At 62.8% G+C, this 17022-nt stretch carries 17 protein-coding genes; 14 read left to right on the top strand and 3 right to left on the bottom strand.

The annotated features are described in order from the left end of the window. The 14 genes from eutC (at window position 1) to ACGLHT_RS13720 (ending at window position 13754) form a co-directional block, all read left to right on the top strand. Window positions 1–819 (top strand): ethanolamine ammonia-lyase subunit EutC, encoded by an 819-nt coding sequence (eutC, locus tag ACGLHT_RS13655; protein WP_025337548.1) that lies wholly within the window; start codon window positions 1–3, stop codon window positions 817–819. A gap of 108 nt (window positions 820–927) precedes the next feature. Beyond that, on the top strand, window positions 928–1386 hold the full coding sequence (locus ACGLHT_RS13660; protein ID WP_003257044.1) for a GNAT family N-acetyltransferase: 459 nt from the start codon (window positions 928–930) through the stop codon (window positions 1384–1386). A 251-nt stretch (window positions 1387–1637) separates the two neighbouring features. Next, window positions 1638–2285, top strand: a complete 648-nt coding sequence (locus tag ACGLHT_RS13665; RefSeq protein ID WP_025337547.1) for a DedA family protein — start codon at window positions 1638–1640, stop codon at window positions 2283–2285. A 9-nt stretch (window positions 2286–2294) separates the two neighbouring features. Continuing rightward, window positions 2295–3110, top strand: a complete 816-nt coding sequence (locus ACGLHT_RS13670; RefSeq protein WP_025337546.1) for a zinc-dependent peptidase — start codon at window positions 2295–2297, stop codon at window positions 3108–3110. A 93-nt stretch (window positions 3111–3203) separates the two neighbouring features. Beyond that, window positions 3204–3731: an inorganic diphosphatase gene (ppa, locus tag ACGLHT_RS13675; RefSeq protein WP_003255365.1), complete on the top strand. Its 528-nt coding sequence runs from the start codon at window positions 3204–3206 to the stop codon at window positions 3729–3731. A 377-nt stretch (window positions 3732–4108) separates the two neighbouring features. Further along, window positions 4109–4810, top strand: coding sequence for an XRE family transcriptional regulator (locus ACGLHT_RS13680; protein ID WP_274120391.1), 702 nt, complete (start codon window positions 4109–4111; stop codon window positions 4808–4810). Window positions 4811–5242: 432 nt separating this feature from the next. Then, window positions 5243–6394: an efflux RND transporter periplasmic adaptor subunit gene (locus ACGLHT_RS13685; RefSeq protein WP_085617845.1), complete on the top strand. Its 1152-nt coding sequence runs from the start codon at window positions 5243–5245 to the stop codon at window positions 6392–6394. After that, window positions 6391–7077 carry an ABC transporter ATP-binding protein gene (locus tag ACGLHT_RS13690; protein WP_274120392.1) on the top strand — a complete coding sequence of 229 codons (687 nt, stop codon included), beginning with the start codon at window positions 6391–6393 and terminating at the stop codon, window positions 7075–7077. The genes ACGLHT_RS13685 and ACGLHT_RS13690 overlap by 4 nt, the downstream gene beginning before the upstream one ends. Further along, a complete protein-coding gene (locus ACGLHT_RS13695; protein ID WP_274120393.1) occupies window positions 7077–8288 on the top strand; it encodes an ABC transporter permease in 1212 nt (403 codons plus the stop codon). The genes ACGLHT_RS13690 and ACGLHT_RS13695 overlap by 1 nt, the downstream gene beginning before the upstream one ends. After that, on the top strand, window positions 8288–9484 hold the full coding sequence (locus ACGLHT_RS13700; RefSeq protein ID WP_274120394.1) for an ABC transporter permease: 1197 nt from the start codon (window positions 8288–8290) through the stop codon (window positions 9482–9484). Before ACGLHT_RS13695 ends, ACGLHT_RS13700 begins: the two co-directional genes overlap by 1 nt. Window positions 9485–10049: 565 nt before the next feature. Next, entirely contained in the window at window positions 10050–11810 is a 1761-nt protein-coding gene (locus ACGLHT_RS13705; RefSeq protein ID WP_137162892.1) for a copper resistance system multicopper oxidase, read from the top strand. Then, on the top strand, window positions 11807–12130 hold the full coding sequence (locus tag ACGLHT_RS13710) for a hypothetical protein (protein WP_137162891.1): 324 nt from the start codon (window positions 11807–11809) through the stop codon (window positions 12128–12130). Before ACGLHT_RS13705 ends, ACGLHT_RS13710 begins: the two co-directional genes overlap by 4 nt. Then, complete coding sequence (locus ACGLHT_RS13715) at window positions 12120–13067, top strand: copper resistance protein B (protein ID WP_137162890.1); 948 nt, start codon at window positions 12120–12122, stop codon at window positions 13065–13067. The genes ACGLHT_RS13710 and ACGLHT_RS13715 overlap by 11 nt, the downstream gene beginning before the upstream one ends. 9 nt (window positions 13068–13076) lie before the next feature. Continuing rightward, on the top strand, window positions 13077–13754 hold the full coding sequence (locus ACGLHT_RS13720) for a cytochrome c (RefSeq protein WP_137162889.1): 678 nt from the start codon (window positions 13077–13079) through the stop codon (window positions 13752–13754). A gap of 10 nt (window positions 13755–13764) precedes the next feature. Here the strand turns inward: ACGLHT_RS13720 and ACGLHT_RS13725 are convergent, their stop codons facing one another. From ACGLHT_RS13725 to ACGLHT_RS13735, 3 genes are all read right to left on the bottom strand, one after another. Further along, complete coding sequence (locus ACGLHT_RS13725) at window positions 13765–14028, bottom strand: DUF3077 domain-containing protein (RefSeq protein WP_085693275.1); 264 nt, start codon at window positions 14026–14028, stop codon at window positions 13765–13767. Window positions 14029–14184: 156 nt separating this feature from the next. Beyond that, on the bottom strand, window positions 14185–14427 hold the full coding sequence (locus ACGLHT_RS13730) for a hypothetical protein (protein ID WP_137162888.1): 243 nt from the start codon (window positions 14425–14427) through the stop codon (window positions 14185–14187). A gap of 372 nt (window positions 14428–14799) precedes the next feature. Next, entirely contained in the window at window positions 14800–16932 is a 2133-nt protein-coding gene (locus ACGLHT_RS13735) for a TonB-dependent siderophore receptor (protein WP_274120395.1), read from the bottom strand. Window positions 16933–17022: the final 90 nt, after the last annotated feature.

A 17022-nucleotide genomic window follows, 5' to 3' on the forward strand; every position in this document is an offset into this window, starting at 1 on the left:
ATGGACCACCGCACGCCTACCCCCGACAACCCTTGGCTGGCCCTGCGCAACCTGACCCCGGCGCGCATAGCCCTGGGCCGCACCGGCACCAGCCTGCCGACCGGTGCGCAGCTGGACTTCCAGTTTGCCCACGCCCAGGCCCGCGACGCCGTGCACCTGGCCTTCGACCATGCCGGCCTGGCTACACAGCTGAGTGACCGCGGGCGCGAAAGCCTGGTGCTGCACAGCGCCGCCAGCGACCGCAACCAGTACCTGCAACGCCCGGACCTGGGGCGACGGCTGAACGAAGATTCGGTTGCCGCGCTGCGCCAGCACGCCCAGGCCAACCCCGGCGGGGTCGACCTGGCCATCGTCGTCGCTGACGGCCTGTCGGCACTGGCCGTGCACCGCCACACCCTGCCGTTCCTGGCGCGTTTCGAGGAACAGGCCGCCGCCGATGGCTGGACCAGCGCCCCGGTGGTGCTGGTGCAGCAGGGCCGCGTGGCAGTGGCCGACGAGGTTGGTGAACTGCTGGGCGCACGAATGACGGTGATGCTGATCGGCGAACGCCCGGGGCTCAGCTCGCCCGACAGCCTTGGCCTGTACTTCACCTATGCACCGAAGGTCGGCCTGACCGATGCCTACCGCAACTGCATTTCCAACATCCGCCTGGAGGGCCTGAGTTATGGCATGGCGGCGCACCGCTTGCTGTACTTGATGCGCGAAGCCTGCCGGCGCCAGCTTTCCGGAGTGAATCTGAAGGACGAAGCCGAGGTCCATAGCCTGGAGAGTGAACACAGCACCGGCCAGAAAGGTAACTTCCTGCTCGGCAAAGGGTAAAAAACATGTCACGGAAGGCGGATTGCACTTGCACCGCGCATTGGGCAGCATGCCCTTGAAGGCTGATGGCAATCCGCTGTTTCCCCTAATGGACTCTGAGGGCCGCACATGCGCATCATCAAGGCAACCCTGGAACACCTCGATCTGCTCACGCCGATGTTCGTCAAATACCGTGAGTTCTATGGGCAGCTACCCTACCCTGACAGCTCGCGCAGTTTCCTGGAGAAGCGCCTGAAGCGGGATGAGTCGGTGATCTACCTGGCGCTACCCGATGATGACGACGGCAAACTGCTGGGATTCTGCCAGCTGTACCCAAGCTACTCATCGCTGTCATTGAAGCGGGTATGGATTCTCAACGATATCTATGTGGCCGAGGACTCGCGGCGCATGCTGGTGGCCGACCACCTGATGCGCGAGGCGAAGAAAATGGCCAAGGAAACCAACGCCGTGCGCATGCGGGTGTCGACCAGTGCGGACAATGAGGTAGCGCACAAGACTTACGAATCCATCGGGTTTCGTGAGGATAACGAGTTCAAGAGCTATATCCTGCCGATCAGCCAGGATTGACCTGCACCGGCCTCTTCGCGGGCTCGCCCGCTCCCACAGGTACAGCACAGCCTTAGGAAGCAGTGATATCCCTGTGGGAGCGGGCATGCCCGCGAAAGGGCCGGTACAGGAATACACCCCTGCCGTAACCCCCCGCTACAAACTCCCCGGGCATGTTCCTGACTTAGCCGTATAATGGCCCACCTGTCATGTGTGAAAATTTACCCATCCCCAGGTAACCGAGCCTACGCCCAAGAACACAGGTGCTGTACATGGATTTCAACCCGCTGGACCTTATCCTGCATCTCGATGCCTACCTCGATCTGCTGGTAACCAATTACGGTCCCTGGATCTACGCCATCCTCTTCACCGTGATCTTCTGTGAAACCGGGCTGGTGGTCATGCCCTTCCTGCCCGGTGATTCGCTGCTGTTCATTGCCGGCGCCGTGGCCGCCGGTGGCGGCATGGACCCGTTGCTGCTGGCCGGCCTGCTGATGGCCGCCGCAATCCTCGGCGACAGCACCAACTACGTGATCGGCCGCACGGCCGGCGAGCGGTTGTTCAACAACCCCAACTCGAAGATCTTCCGTCGCGACTACCTGCAGCGTACCCACGACTTCTATGAACGCCACGGCGGCAAGACCGTGACCATGGCGCGCTTCCTGCCCATCCTGCGCACCTTTGCACCGTTCGTCGCCGGCATCGCCCACATGCACTACCCGCGCTTCCTCGGTTTCAGCGTCGCCGGTTCGCTGCTGTGGGTCGGCGGCCTGGTGACCCTGGGCTACTTTTTCGGCAACGTGCCATTCATCAAGCAGCACCTGTCGCTGATGGTGGTGGGCATCATCATTCTGTCGCTGGTGCCGATGATCCTCGGCCTGCTGCGTGGCCGCCTGGGCCGCACGGCCAAGGCCCACTGAAACCTGCCGATGTGGTCGTTCAGCGCCTGGCGGCGCAAGCGCACCCTGGCGCGCTACCCCATCACCCCCCAGCAATGGCAGGCCGTGCGCGAGCGCCTGCCGATGCTGGACGGCATCACGGACGAAGAAGATCGCTGGCTGCGTGAAGCCTGCATCCTGTTCCTGCTCGACAAGCACCTCACCTGCCTGCCCGGCGTCGAGCCGGACGACGAGCAGCGCCTGTTGCTGGCGGCCCAGGCACAGTTGCCGCTGCTGCACCTGGGCGAGCTGAACTGGTACCAGGGTTTCCACGAAATCATCCTCTACCCCGACGACTTCAAGAGCCCCCAGCGCCACCGCGATGCCAGTGGCGTGGAGCACGTATGGGACGGCGAGCACAGCGGCGAGGCCTGGCAGCAGGGCCCGATCATCCTCGCCTGGAACGGCGTGCTGGCAAGCGGTGGCTGGGAGGCCTACAACCTGGTCATCCATGAACTGGCGCACAAGCTCGACATGCTCAATGGCGATGCCAACGGCCTGCCGCCGCTGCACAGCGGCATGCCCGTGGATGAATGGGCAACCGCCATGCAACAGGCCTATGACGACCTCAACCGCCAGCTGGACGCCAACCCCGACGCCGAAACCGCCATCGACCCGTATGCCGCGGAGAACCCCGCGGAGTTCTTTGCCGTCACCAGCGAGTACTTCTTTAGTGCCCCCGACCTGCTGCAACAGGCTTATCCACAGGTCTACCGCCAGTTGTCGCTGTTCTACCGCCAGGACCCGCTGGCGCGCCTGTGCCGGCTGCAGGCCGAACACCCGGAATACCGCGAAAGCCACGCCTGACGGGGCCGCACATCAGGCCAGGCGTGGCATGCCCATGCAGAATGTGCCTATAATCGCCGCCACTTTTTTGGTCAAACACGGGGGCACTGCCCAATGAGCTACAGCAAGATTCCGGCGGGCAAAGACCTGCCGAACGACATCTACGTCGCCATCGAGATCCCGGCCAACCACGCGCCGATCAAATACGAGATCGACAAGGACAGCGATACCCTGTTCGTCGACCGTTTCATGGCTACCCCGATGTTCTACCCAGCCAACTACGGCTTCATCCCGAACACCCTGGCCGATGACGGTGATCCGCTGGACGTGCTGGTCGTTACCCCTTACCCGGTAGCCCCAGGTTCGGTTATCCGCGCCCGTCCGGTCGGCGTGCTGAACATGACCGACGACGGCGGCGGCGACGCCAAGGTCATCGCTGTTCCTCACGACAAGCTGTCGCAGCTGTACGTCGACGTGAAGGAATACACTGACCTGCCAGCCCTGCTGATCCAGCAGATCGAGCACTTCTTTGCCAACTACAAAGATCTCGAGAAGGGCAAGTGGGTCAAGATCGAAGGCTGGGAAGGCGCCGACGCCGCCCGTGCCGCGATCACCAAATCGGTTGCTGCCTACAAGGGCTGATGCCGGTTGCATGAAGAACCCCGCCTCGGCGGGGTTTTTTATGGCCATTCGTCAGCGACCTGCGTTCGCGGCCCCCTTGTTGAATGACCTGCCTTCGCGGTCGGTTGTAGGAGCGGCCTTGTGTCGCGATCGGGTGCGAAGCGGCCGTAAAACCAGCAAATGCGGTCTCTCAGGTAAATCGTGCGGGATGGTTTTGGGGCCGCGTCGCGCCCCGTCGCGACACAAGGCCGCTCCTACAGCTACCGCGCCAACGTCTGATGCGGTAATAAATCCTACGCAGTCCTACTCCAACGCCCTACAAACAGGCGCTTTTCACACAAGCCCCATCAACATCCGGTTCATATCCTTGCTGGCACCCCGCCGCTACACTCGCCGCCATGAACACATCCGGCGACCGACTCAAAGCCCTCCTCCACGAATGTGGCCTGACCTCTTCCGATTTCGCCGCCCAGCGCAGCGTCACCCCCCAGCACGTCAACAACTGGCTCAAGCGCGGCGTGCCTTTGGCCCGGCTGGACGAAATGGCCGACCTGTTCTGCGTGCATCGTCGCTGGTTGCGCACGGGCGAAGGCCCCAAACACCACAACCCGATCCTGCGCACCTGCCCGCCAGGGCCGGCGCCCGCCAACCCGCGCACGCCGCTGTCGGCGCAAGGCGGCCGGGCACTGAAGGTGCCCTTTTACGAACTGCACAACGGCCTGCTGTCGCCCGTGGCGGGCAAGCACATGTGCCTGCCCGCAAAAGCCCTGAAAGAGTTGGGAGTGCATGCCGACAACGCCATCTGCCTGGCGATGCCCGCCAGCAACATGACACCGCTGATTCCGCTGCAGGCCACCCTGGCCATCGACCTGGGCATGACCCAGGTGTTTGAGGGCGAAACCTATGCCCTGCTGCACAACGGCGTGCTCAGGGTGAACAACCTCAGCCTCGGCCAGCACGGCACGCTGTACCTGCACAGCCATGATCGGCGCAACTATGCGGTCGAACGCTACACCACCACCCAGCGCCAGACACAAGGGCTGGAGATTCTGGGCTGGGTGTTCCACTGGTCGCATTTCCGCCAGCAACGGCCCGACTGAAACAACCTGTGCCATTTTTTGCTGGGCATCCTGCGCGCGCCCTTGTATGCTACGCCGCACATTCAGCCCCGACCGGCGCGAGCCGCGGTCCAGAGGGCTCGGCGATATCCCACACGGGCATCTGCCATCTCTTTCAGGCCCTTGATGGCCACACAGTTAAGGCGATTGCGGCTTACCATAAATTAGTCGGAAGCGTCCCCGAGAAGCCGGCCACAAGCCGGCTTTTTAATGCCCGCCATTCTCATCCTCTGAAACTTTCTGCGGCCTTTCCATCGCCGGGGAATCGCCGCTGCGTGAGCGAAAAAAATCTCATTCGCCATTTATCTGACACCACACTAACACTCATCCGAAAATCGTCGGATAAATGACGTTTCGCGTGGAGCTTTCACCCTCCTGATCTAGGCTCAAGCCATATGGGAGGAGGTGTAGTCCATGCGCAAACTATTGATTGGCTCGTCGATCCTGGCTTGTCTCGTGGTGCTGGGCGGCTGGTTGAGTCGACCGCAGCCGGTGCCGGTCAGGCTGCTGGAAGTTGAGCGGGGGCCGGTGGAGACGGTGGTGGCCAACACGCGCGCGGGTACGCTGAAGTCCTGTCGACGCTCGCACCTGTCCTTCAATGTCGGTGGCCAGGTTGCCGAGTTGCTGGTCAGTGAGGGCCAGCGGGTCCAGCCGGGTCAGGTGCTCATGCGCCTGCGGCAGGACGAGCAACAGGCCAGGCTGCAGGAAGCCGAGGCGCGGCTGGAGGCCCAGCGCAACACCCGCGAACAGCGCTGCCAGCAAGCTCTGCTGGACCGGCGCGACCTTGATCGCCTGGGCCAGTTGGCCGACCGCAAGTTGATTGCCGCCGACCGCCTCGATCAGGCGGCGACCAAGGCCAACCTGGCGAAACTGATGTGCAGTGCCAGTGCCGTGCTGATCCGCGAGGCCGACGCCAGCCTGCAGTTGCAGCGTTCACTGCTGGAACAGACAACCCTGCGTGCACCATTCGCCGGCATCGTTGCGGAAATCAACGGCGAACTCGGCGAGTTCGTCACCCCTTCGCCGCCAGGTATTCCTACACCGCCGGCAGTCGACCTGATCGACGACAGCTGCCTGTTTGTAGAGGCACCGATCGATGAGGTGGACGCTGCCCGGGTTCACCCCGGAACCGCCGTACGGATCAGCCTGGATGCCTTCCGGGGTCAGCATTTCACCGGCCGCGTCAGCCGCATCGCGCCCTATGTGCGCGAACTGGAGAAGCAGGCGCGCACCGTCGATGTCGAGGTGCGCTTCGACCAGCCGCCGGCAGACCTGGCCCTGCTCACCGGCTATAGCGCCGATGTCGAGATCCTCCTGGAGCAGCACGCGGGCGCCTTGCGCATCCCCACCGAGACCCTGCTGGAGGGGCAGCGTGTGCTGCGATATGACCCGAGCGCCCGGGTGTTGCGCGAGGTGCAGGTGCAAACCGGGCTGAGCAACTGGCGCTGGACCGAGGTGCTTGCAGGACTGGACGAGGACGCACGCATAGTTGCCAGCCACGAGCAGGAAGGGCTCAAGGATACCGTGGCGGTGATCCCGGTGGATGCCGCGGAGACCGAGAAATGATCCGCCTGCGCGGCGGCAGCCGCAGCTTCCAGTTGGGCGAACAGCAGGTGATGGGGCTGGATGGCCTGGACCTGGACATCGCGGCCGGTGACTACATGGCGGTGATGGGCCCGTCGGGCTCGGGCAAGTCGACCTTGCTGAACATCCTCGGCCTGCTCGACGCGCCGAGCGCCGGCGAATACTGGCTGCTGGGCGAGGCCACGGCGGCGCTGAGCGAGGCGCGCCACGCCCAGTTGCGCAGCCGACTGATAGGTTTCGTGTTCCAGTCCTACCACCTGATCGCACGGCTTACGGTGCTGGAAAACATCGAGCTGCCGATGGTCCTCGCCGGCATTGGTGCGGCGCAACGGCGCAAGCGCAGCAGCCAATTGGTGGCACGCCTGGGGCTGGGCGAGCGCATTGCCCACCGCCCGGCCGAGCTGTCCGGTGGCCAGCGCCAGCGCGTGGCGATCGCCCGGGCGATGGTCATGCAACCGGCGCTGCTGTTGGCCGACGAACCCACCGGCAATCTCGATAGCCAGGCTGGCGCAGAGGTCTTCAGCCTGCTGGAGGAGCTCAACGGCGAGGGCCTGACCCTGATAGTGGTGACCCACGATGCCAGCCTGGGCGCCCGCGCACAGCGCCAGCTGCACATGCGTGACGGGCGGATCCACAGTACTGCGCCGCAGTGGGCGCTGGCCTGATGCGCGCTGCCGATGCCCTGGGTTTCTGGCTAGGTGCCTTGCGTGGGCATCGCTCACGCAGCCTGATGCTACTGCTGGCCATCGCTATCGGGGTGGTCGCGGTCAACCTGCTCACCGGTCTTGGCGCGGGCGCGCGGGCCTTCGTCCTGAACGAGTTCTCGCTGCTCGGGCGCGACATCCTCATCGTTTTCCCGGGGCGCAAGGAAACCACCGGGCGCATGCCGCCGCTCACCGGGCTGACGCCACACGAGTTGACCTTGCAGGATGTCCAGGCCATCACCCGGTTGCCGGGCATCCGCCGGGTCGCGCCGCAGCAGGCCGGGCAGATGGAGGTGATAGTCGGCAACCGCAATCGTGAGGTGCTGACGCTGGGCACCACCCGGGACTTCTTCGCCATTCGCCAACTGGCGGTCGTCCAGGGCCAACCCCTGCCGATGCTGGACCCTGAACAGGCCGAAGCCGTCTGCGTGATCGGCGGCAAACTCCGGCGCGAGCTGTTCGGGGCTCGCCCGGCCTTGGGTGAATGGTTGCGCGCTGGCGACCGGCGCTTCCGGGTAGTCGGCATTCTCGGTGAGCGGGGCGAATCGCTGGGGATGGATTTCGCCGAGATGTTGATCATCCCGGTGGCCAGCGCCCAGGCCTTGTTCAATAGCGAGGGGTTGTCGCGGGTGTTTGTCGAGGTGCATGGTCCGAGCTTTCTCGACCGTAGCAAGCGGCTGATACTCGCCGCGCTCAAGGAGCGCCACGAGGGTGAGGAGGACGTCACCCTGGTCAGCCAGGACAGCCTGCTCAGCGCCTTCACTCAGATACTCGCGGTGCTGACCCTGGCGGTGGCCGGCATTGCCGCGATCAGCCTGCTGGTGGCAGGCATCCTGATCATGAACGTGACCTGGATTGCAGTAAGCCAGCGCAGCGCCGAGATCGGCCTGCTCAAAGCCATAGGCGCGACGGCGGCGCAGCTGCGCCTGCTGTTCCTCGGCGAGGCGGCGCTGTTGGCCCTGACAGGGGCACTGGCAGGGCTGCTGCTGGCCGAAACCTTGCTCTGGCTGGGGCGCCTGGCGTTCGATCTGCCGCTCTATGCCCCCTGGTGGGCGCGGGCTGGCGCAGTGCTGCTGGCACTCGGCACGGCGCTGCTGTTCGCCTGGCTGCCGGCCGCTCGGGCCTCCGCGCTGGAGCCGGTGGCGGCGCTACGCCCGCCGGGGGCGCACTGATGCGCTGGCAAGATGGTTTCCGGCTGACCAGCTCGGCGCTGACCTGCCGCCCGCTGCGCAGCCTGCTGACCCTGCTCGGGGTAGCGATCGGCATAGCCGCCGTGGCGCTGCTCACGGCCATAGGCGAAGGCGTGCGCGGCTATGTGCTGGAGAACTTCTCGCAGTTTGGTACGCGGATCATCACCGTGCGCCCGGGCAAGACCCAGACCAGCGGCCTCGGCGGTCTGCTTGGCAGCGTGCGACCACTGACCATCAGTGACACCGACGCCCTGCGGCGCTTGCCGCATGTCGAGGCAGCGGTGCCGATCATTCAGGGCAGCGGGAATATCCAGTTCGGTCAACTGAGCCGGCGCAGCGACATTCTCGGTGGCGGCCATCAGATGGCGCAGGCCTGGCGCATGCAACTGAGCCTGGGCGAGTTCCTGCCCCCGGCCCGTGACGGCCGTTCGCCGCCCTATGTGGTGCTCGGCCATCAGCTGCGTACCGAACTGTTCGGGGCGCGCAACCCGCTGGGTGAGCTGATCCGCGTCGGCGGCGTGCGTTTCCGGGTGATCGGCGTGATGGCGGAGAAAGGCCAGTTGCTCGGTTTCAACCTCGACGATATTGCCTACATCCCGGTGGACTGGGCGGAAAGCCTGTTCAACCGCACCGGGGTGGTCAAAGCCCATGTGGTGTTTGGCGCCGCTACCACTTCACGGGCATTGAGCCGGCAGATTCGCGAGGTGCTCGGCGAACGACACGGTGCGGAGGATTTCAGCCTGACCACCCAGGACGACATGCTGCGCAGCTTCAACCGCGTTCTCGGCACCCTGAGCCTGGCCATTGGTGCCTTGGGGGGCATTTCGCTGCTGGTCGGCGCCGTCGGCATTCTCACCATCATGACGACCACTGTGGGCGAGCGCACGGCAGAAATCGGCCTGTTGCGGGCGATTGGCGCCAGTCCGCGGCAGGTACTTGGGTTGTTTCTCGCTGAAGCGACGCTGCTGTCCCTGGCCGGTGGCCTGCTTGGCCTGCTGTTGATGGGCCTGCTGCTGGGGCTACTGTACCTGGCCATGCCGAGCCTGCCCTTGGCGCTGCAACCGCTGTTTCTGCTGCTGGCGCTGCTGCTGGCGGCGGTGCTCGGCATTCTTGCCGGCCTGGCCCCGGCCGTGCGGGCGGCCCGCTTGCATCCGGTGGCGGCACTGCACATCGAGTAGCGGCCAGGCCAAAGAGCCCCTTGAGGCTGCTTTGCAGCCCTTCGCGGGCACGCCCGCTCCCATAGAACAACACATGACTCATCGGTTCAGTGAAGTCCTGTAGGAGCAGCCTTGTGCTGCGAAGAGGCCGGTACTGACAAAGCCTTTCTATTGCTTGCACCGGCCTCTTCGCAGCACAAGGCTGCTCCTACAAAGGACGCGTCAAACTAGCGATATTTGTTCTCTGCGCGACAGCGCAGCCCAAAAGGGCTGGGTAATCTCCCACAGAATACATAGCCCAAAGATTTCGCAGGGCCTTGTGGGAGCGGGTTTACCCGCGAACACCGGCAAAGCCGGTGCCATACACCGCGTCGCATTCTTCGCGGGTGAACCCGCTCCCACAGAGTGCGCGGCGCGCTTACTGAATTTGACCCACCACAAGCTGACAGAAAAGTAATCTGAAGCTCAGCCAGCTGACAGCGCAGGTCCGCTAGCGTTGAGGAAGATTGTGGGGCTTCTCGACCCACTGCTGGGGCGTTCAACCGCCTGAATACCAGCAACTTTTCGACTGACTGGACGCAACGGCATGCAAAGCAAAACCACCAGACGCTCCTTCGTCAAAGGCCTGGCCGCTACCGGACTGCTTGGCGGGCTGGGCATGTGGCGCGCGCCGGTCTGGGCCGTGACCAGCCCCGGCCAACCGAATGTGCTGAGCGGCACCGACTTCGACCTCTACATCGGTGAGCTGCCGGTCAACATTACCGGCACTGCACGTACAGCGATGGCAATCAACGGCTCCATTCCCGGGCCCATCCTGCGCTGGCGCGAAGGCGATACCGTCACGCTGCGTGTGCGCAACCGCTTGCAACAGGACACCTCCATCCACTGGCACGGCATCATCCTGCCGGCGAACATGGACGGCGTGCCGGGCCTGAGCTTCCATGGCATCGCCCCCGACGGCATGTATGAGTACAGGTTCAAGGTCCAGCAGAACGGCACCTACTGGTACCACAGCCACTCCGGTTTCCAGGAGCAGGTCGGGGTGTATGGCGCCCTGGTCATCGACGCGAAAGAGCCTGAGCCGTTCACCTATGACCGAGACTACGTGGTCATGCTCAGCGACTGGACGGATGAAGACCCTGCACGGGTGCTGTCCAAGCTCAAGAAGCAGTCCGACTACTACAACTACCACAAGCGCACGGTGGGTGATTTCGTCAACGATGTGAGCGAAATGGGCTGGTCCGCGGCGGTAGCCGACCGCAAGATGTGGGCCGAGATGAAAATGAGCCCCACCGATCTCGCTGATGTGAGCGGCTACACCTACACCTACCTGATGAACGGCCAGGCCCCGAACGGTAACTGGACGGGCGTGTTCAAGCCGGGCGAGAAAATCCGCCTGCGCTTCATCAATGGCTCGGCCATGACGTATTTCGATGTGCGAATTCCCGGCCTGAAGATGACGGTTGTTGCGGCGGATGGCCAGCATGTCAAACCCGTTGCGGTCGACGAATTCCGCATCGCCGTTGCCGAAACCTACGATGTCATCGTCGAGCCCGAAAGCGAGCAGGCTTACACCATCTTCGCCCAATCCATGGACCGTACCGGGTATTCCAGGGGCACCCTGGCTGTTCGCGAGGGCTTGCAAGCCCCTGCTCCAGCTGTCGATCCACGGCCGATCATTTCCATGAGCGATATGGGCATGGACCATGGCGGCATGAACCACGACAGCATGGCCGGCATGGATCACGGCGACATGGCAGGCATGGATCACGGCAGCATGGCTGGCATGGACCATGGCGAGATGGCTGACACCAGCGCGCCCATGCAGAGCCACCCAGACTCCGAGACCAATAACCCCCTGGTCGACATGCAAACCATGACCCCGACACCAAAACTGGGCGATCCGGGCATCGGCCTGCGTGACAACGGCCGCCGTGTGCTGACCTATGCGGACCTGCGCAGTACCTTCCCGGACCCGGACGGCCGCGCGCCTGGTCGCACAATCGAGCTGCACCTCACCGGCCACATGGAAAAGTTCGCCTGGTCCTTCGACGGCATCAAGTTTTCCGATGCCGAGCCATTGCGCCTCAAGTATGGCGAGCGCCTGCGCATCACCCTGGTCAACGACACCATGATGACCCACCCCATCCACCTGCATGGCATGTGGAGCGACCTGGAGGATGAAAACGGCAACTTCATGGTGCGCAAACACACGATCGACATGCCGCCTGGCTCAAAACGAAGCTATCGCGTCACGGCAGATGCCCTGGGGCGTTGGGCCTATCACTGTCACCTGCTGTTCCACATGGAAATGGGCATGTTCCGCGAAGTCCGTGTGGACGAATGAACTGGAGATCCGAGATGAGCAAACCAATGAAACGAAGCGCGTTTTTCCTTTCTGCCGTGATGGCCGGCCTGTTTGCCGTACATGCCCCGCCGTCGTGGTCCGGCGACAACAACCAGCAGCCTGCCGATGGCGCAAAAGCCAAGGGTGCTCAAGGCACGGACCATGGTTCGATGAAGGGCATGGATCATGGCGCCATGAAGGGCATGGACCACGGTTCGATGAAGGGTATGGACCACGGCTCGATGCAAGGCATGGACCACGGCAAGATGATGGAATCCCATGGCAGCGACAAAGCCAAGGCAGGGAAAGATGCTCAATAGCCTGGCACGACCATCGCTGCTGGCATTGACCGTTTCGCTCGGCGTGCTGGGCGCTGCGCCCAGCTTCGCCGCTGAAGAAATGGACCATTCGATGATGGACCACGGCAAGATGGATCATGGCAGCATGCCGGGCATGGATCATGGGTCCATGGATCATGGAGCCATGAACCATGAAGCGATGGACCATTCGAAAATGAACCACGGCTCGGCGAATACGCCGACGACCAGCCGTACCCCGATCCCGGTGCTGACCGATGCCGACCGCCAGGCAGCCTTCCCCCCGTTGGGCGGGCATCAGATGCACGACAGTGCGGTCAACAGCTTTTTCCTGCTGGATCAACTCGAGTACCAGAACGCCGATGAAGGCAGCACGCTGGCCTGGGATGCTTCTGGCTGGGTAGGCGGCGATATCAACCGGCTGTGGATCCGCTCCGAAGGTGAACGTACCAACGGTGTCACCGAGGATGCCGAATTGCAGCTGCTGTACGGCCGCTCGATCAGCCCATGGTGGGATGTGGTTGCCGGGGTGCGCCAGGACTTCAAGCCTGAATCCCCCCAGACCTGGGCGGCGTTCGGTATCCAGGGCATGGCGCTTTACGACTTCGAAGCCGAAGCCACCGCGTTCATTGGCGAGAACGGCCAGACTGCCGCGCGCCTGGAAGGCGACTATGACATTCTGCTGACCAACCGCCTGATCCTGCAGCCGACCGCTGAAGCCAATTTCTATGGCAAGAACGACCCTGTGCGCGGCGTGGGTTCCGGCCTGGCAAATACCGAAGTCGGGCTGCGCCTGCGCTATGAAATTGTCCGCCAGTTCGCCCCCTACATCGGCATCACCTGGAACCGCTCCTACGGCAAAACCGCCGATTTCATCCGCGACGAGGGTGGTGATGTGGATGAAGCGCGTTTCGTGGCCGGTATCCGCATGTGGTTTTGAGAACCAGACATGAAAAGAACAATAACAACGCTTGTTGCAGCAGGCGCGGTGGCCAGCGTGGCCGTACTGGGTGCTGCGTACTCCGGCCTGGTTAACGTCGGGGCCGATGATCCCCATTTCCCCGCCGTGCATGCCTTTCTGGCCATGGCACGGGACCGCTCGATCGCAGTACGGGCCAGGGACATCCAGGTGCCGGACCTGAAAGATGAAACGCTGATTGGTACCGGCGCCGGTAACTACAATGCCATGTGCATCGGTTGTCACCTTGCCCCTGGCGTCGAGAAGACCGAGCTCAGCCAGGCTCTGTATCCATCGCCCCCCAACCTGACCCAAAGAGGGATTGGTGGCGACCCCGCTGCGGCGTTCTGGATCATCAAGCACGGCATCAAGGCCTCCGGCATGCCGGCCTGGGGCAAGAGCATGGGCGATGAATACATCTGGGGCATCGTCGCCTTCCTGGACCAGCTACCCCAGTTGAACGCCCAGCAGTACAAAACGATGGTAGCGGCTAGTGGCGGCCACCAGCATGGTGGCGGCGAGAGTGAAATGCACAACCATGAAGGCCAGCACCGCGGCAACGTGCCTGGCCACCATGGTGAGCAGGCCTCGGGCGCAGGCCAGCGTGATGAGGGGCATTCAAAGGCGCATACTCATCGCGATGGCAAGGCGCACATCCACAAGAACTGAAGGCAAGCACTCACTGCTTCATACCCAACTCAGCATCATCCATCAGCGCCTTGGCCATCGCACTCAGGTAGTGCGCAGCCCAGATCATCATCGGTTTTTCATCCATCAGGCCGGTGATGGTCAGTTCGCGGACATAGCCCATCAGCTCCGAAGATTGCTCGCGGGCATCGCGGCAGGGGATGCCGGGCTCGATGCGGAACAGTGGGTGGGTGCCATGTTCGCCTTGGTAGAACGTGGTCTTGCCGACAGTGAAATGGGTGTCTTCTGTGGTCATTTTTGAATCCCCTGAAAGTTCTCGACTGCCTGGACGGGCCCTTTCGCGGGTGAACCCGCTCCCACAGGTACTGTGCAAGTCTTGAAGACTGTGGTGATCCTGTGGGAGCGGGTTTACCCGCGAAAGGGCCCGCCCAGACAACACATCACTCAAGCCTCAGTGCAAAGTCCTGGGCCCAGTGGGCATCTGCACCTGAATCAATGCCGACTCCAGCAAAGCCCGCAGCGTCTCCAGTTCATGCATCGACGTCATCATCAAAACCGACGCCGGCGACTTGGGCTGCAGCAGCATGGCCCGATGCACAACGGTCGCAGCGCACAGCGCGTAGTCCGTGGCCTGGATCAGGGTGTCTTCAAGGGAATGAATATCGTGGGGTGGATCGGGGACAATCTTAAGCATGGTGAGGTTCTCAATTGATTGGCTAGAACCGCCACTCATTACTTGCAGTGTGATGGGGGGCGGCCACGTACAGGTCTGCAAGACCGGCAGAGAACGAAACCGGCAGGTTCGAAAACCTCCCGTACGCAGCCACCATCAAGCGCGCGCAATGGCATGCCATTGGCTATTGGTGATCGGTAATCGTTCTCTGAGCGGGCTTGCAGGCCCGGTCGCTGATTTGGCAACGACTGGGCCACACTAGGCCGCCAGGAGCACCACCGCAATGGCTCAAGGGCGCTAGGAAGCTATTTCAGAAATGGCCTACGCGCAACGGGAAAAATCTGATTATCAGAAGTCATACCGCGCCCCAACCATCATGCTCCGCGACGGCCCTTAGAAGTTGAACGTCGAGGTCGACCCCACCCGCGACAGGTAGTCCCGGTCGAACAGGTTGTTGATGTTGAAGGTGGCCGTCAGCTTCGAGGTAACCGGATAAGACAGCATTGCGTCCACCGTCGCATAGCCTGGCGCGTCGATGCGCACACCGCCGTTCTCGGAATAGAAGTTGCTCATCGCCGAAATACCGCCACCAATGGCCAGGCCGTTCAGCGGCCCTTGGCTGATGGTGTACTTGCTCCACAGCGATGCCTGGTTGCGCGGCATGATGAAGAAGGTGGTTTCGGCATCGCCCTTGAGGGTTTCGGTTTCCATCCAGGTGTAGCCGGCCAGCACTTCCCAGTTCGGCGTCAGCTTGCCGCTCACTTCCACTTCGGCGCCTTTAACACGGGTCTTGCCAGATGCAACAGAGTCAGTGGTAGCCACACCGTCGGCGTCATACACGGTGGTCGCGCGGTTCTTGTCCGTCAGGCGGAACACCGAGAAGCGAGTATTCAGGTCGCCGCCGAAGTAGCTGCTCTTGAGACCGAACTCGTACTGCTCGCCCTCACGCGGCTTGAGCACCCGGCCATTGCTGTCGGTGTCGGACTGCGGCTTGAAAACCTGCGAATAGCTGGCGTACAGCGCATGGTTTTCGGTCAGGTCGTAGACCAGGCCGCCATACGGGGTGAAGTGGCCATCCACGCGCTTGCTGTCGTTGGTGGTGGCGCCGCTGCTGAGGGTAGTGGTGTAGAAATCACCGCGATACCAGCTGAAGCGGCCCCCGGCGATCAGCGCCAGACGCTCGACCGGGCGGAAGGTGACCTTGGAGTACAGGCCGTATTCCTCTTCCTGCATACCGGTCTCGGTGCTGTAGTTGGGCGATGGCTTGGCGAACTGCTTGGGCGAGTATGTATTGACGTTGATGGCGCCCAGGTTGGTTGTGCCGTTGAGGTACTCGGTGTCGTAGTTCTTGTAATCGCTGCCGACCACGAATTCGCTGACCTGGCCGAAGGTTTCGAACGGCTGGCTGTAGCTGGCGTCCAGCGAGTAGGTGTCCTGGGTGAAATCGCGGGCGCTGGCGCGCTCGGAGTTCGCGCCAGTGGTGGCGTTGGTCGCGGTGAAGGCGTACAGGTAATTGGTGTCGCGATGCGAGCCACGGGCTGCGACACGGCCATAGCCGCCGTTGTCGAAGCGGTGGGTCAGCTCGGCGACCAAGTCGGTGGTCTTGCCGTCGAAGTAATTCCAGTCAGCCCCAAGGAACTTCGAATGGCTGAAGTCAGGCACTTCGCCGGACAGCGTTGCCGGATAGCCATTGTGCGGGGTGATGTTCTTCACTTCATGAATCAGGCCGAACGACAGGGTGGTAGCGTCGTCCAGGTCGACGTCCAGCGCACCGTAGTAGCTGTTGCTGGTGTTGGCGTTGTAGTCGACCTCGCCATTGGTGTCGTCACGCGAGGCGATGAAGCGCCCGCGCACGCGGCCGGCATCATCCAGCGGCCCGCTCAGGTCGATTTCTTCGTGGTTGGTGTCCCAGGTGCCATAGCTGCCTTCGACATGCCCCTGGAACTCGGCGGTCGGGCGCTTGCGCACCATGTTGACGATGCCGCCCAGTTCGCTGGTGCTGCTGAACAGCCCGGCCGGGCCACGCATGATCTCGACACGGTCGAATGCCGCCAGTGACGGTACTGTACCGAAGATGCTAGCCATGGGCGCCGGCAGGCCGTCGATATTGAACTCGCTGTACTCGTAGCCACGGGCGTAGATCGACGAACGGCCACTGTCGTTGGTCAGGGTTCGCAGGCCGGCGGTGTACTTGGCCAGGTCATCGAGGTGCACGAACTGGCGGTCCTTGACGTAGTCCTGGGTGTAGACGGTGATCGATTGCGGGATGTCCTTGAGCGCTGCGGGGGTCTTGGTGCCCACGGTGGCGGCATCCACGCTGTAGCCGCCAGTTTCTTCCGACGGCAGCATGTCATACAGGCGGTTGCCTTCGATGGTCAATGCCGGCAGGTCAAGCGCGCTGTCCTCGGCAGACGCCTGAGTCGCTACCGTCTCGGCCAGTGCCGACAACGAAAACGGCGCCAACAGCCCCAGCACCAGCCAGCCCCGACCCCGTCGCGAGTCCCCCAAACTTTTGAAACTGCTCATGACACACCCTTTCCCCAAATGGTAGTAATTCGCAAACGAAACAAGTTGCTTTTTGCGAACGATACCGAAGGGAAATCGGGGGTGCAGCAG

Origin of the sequence: Pseudomonas sp. PsB, assembly GCF_043658375.1 — a bacterium.
GTDB classification, from domain to species: domain Bacteria; phylum Pseudomonadota; class Gammaproteobacteria; order Pseudomonadales; family Pseudomonadaceae; genus Aquipseudomonas; species Aquipseudomonas putida_Z.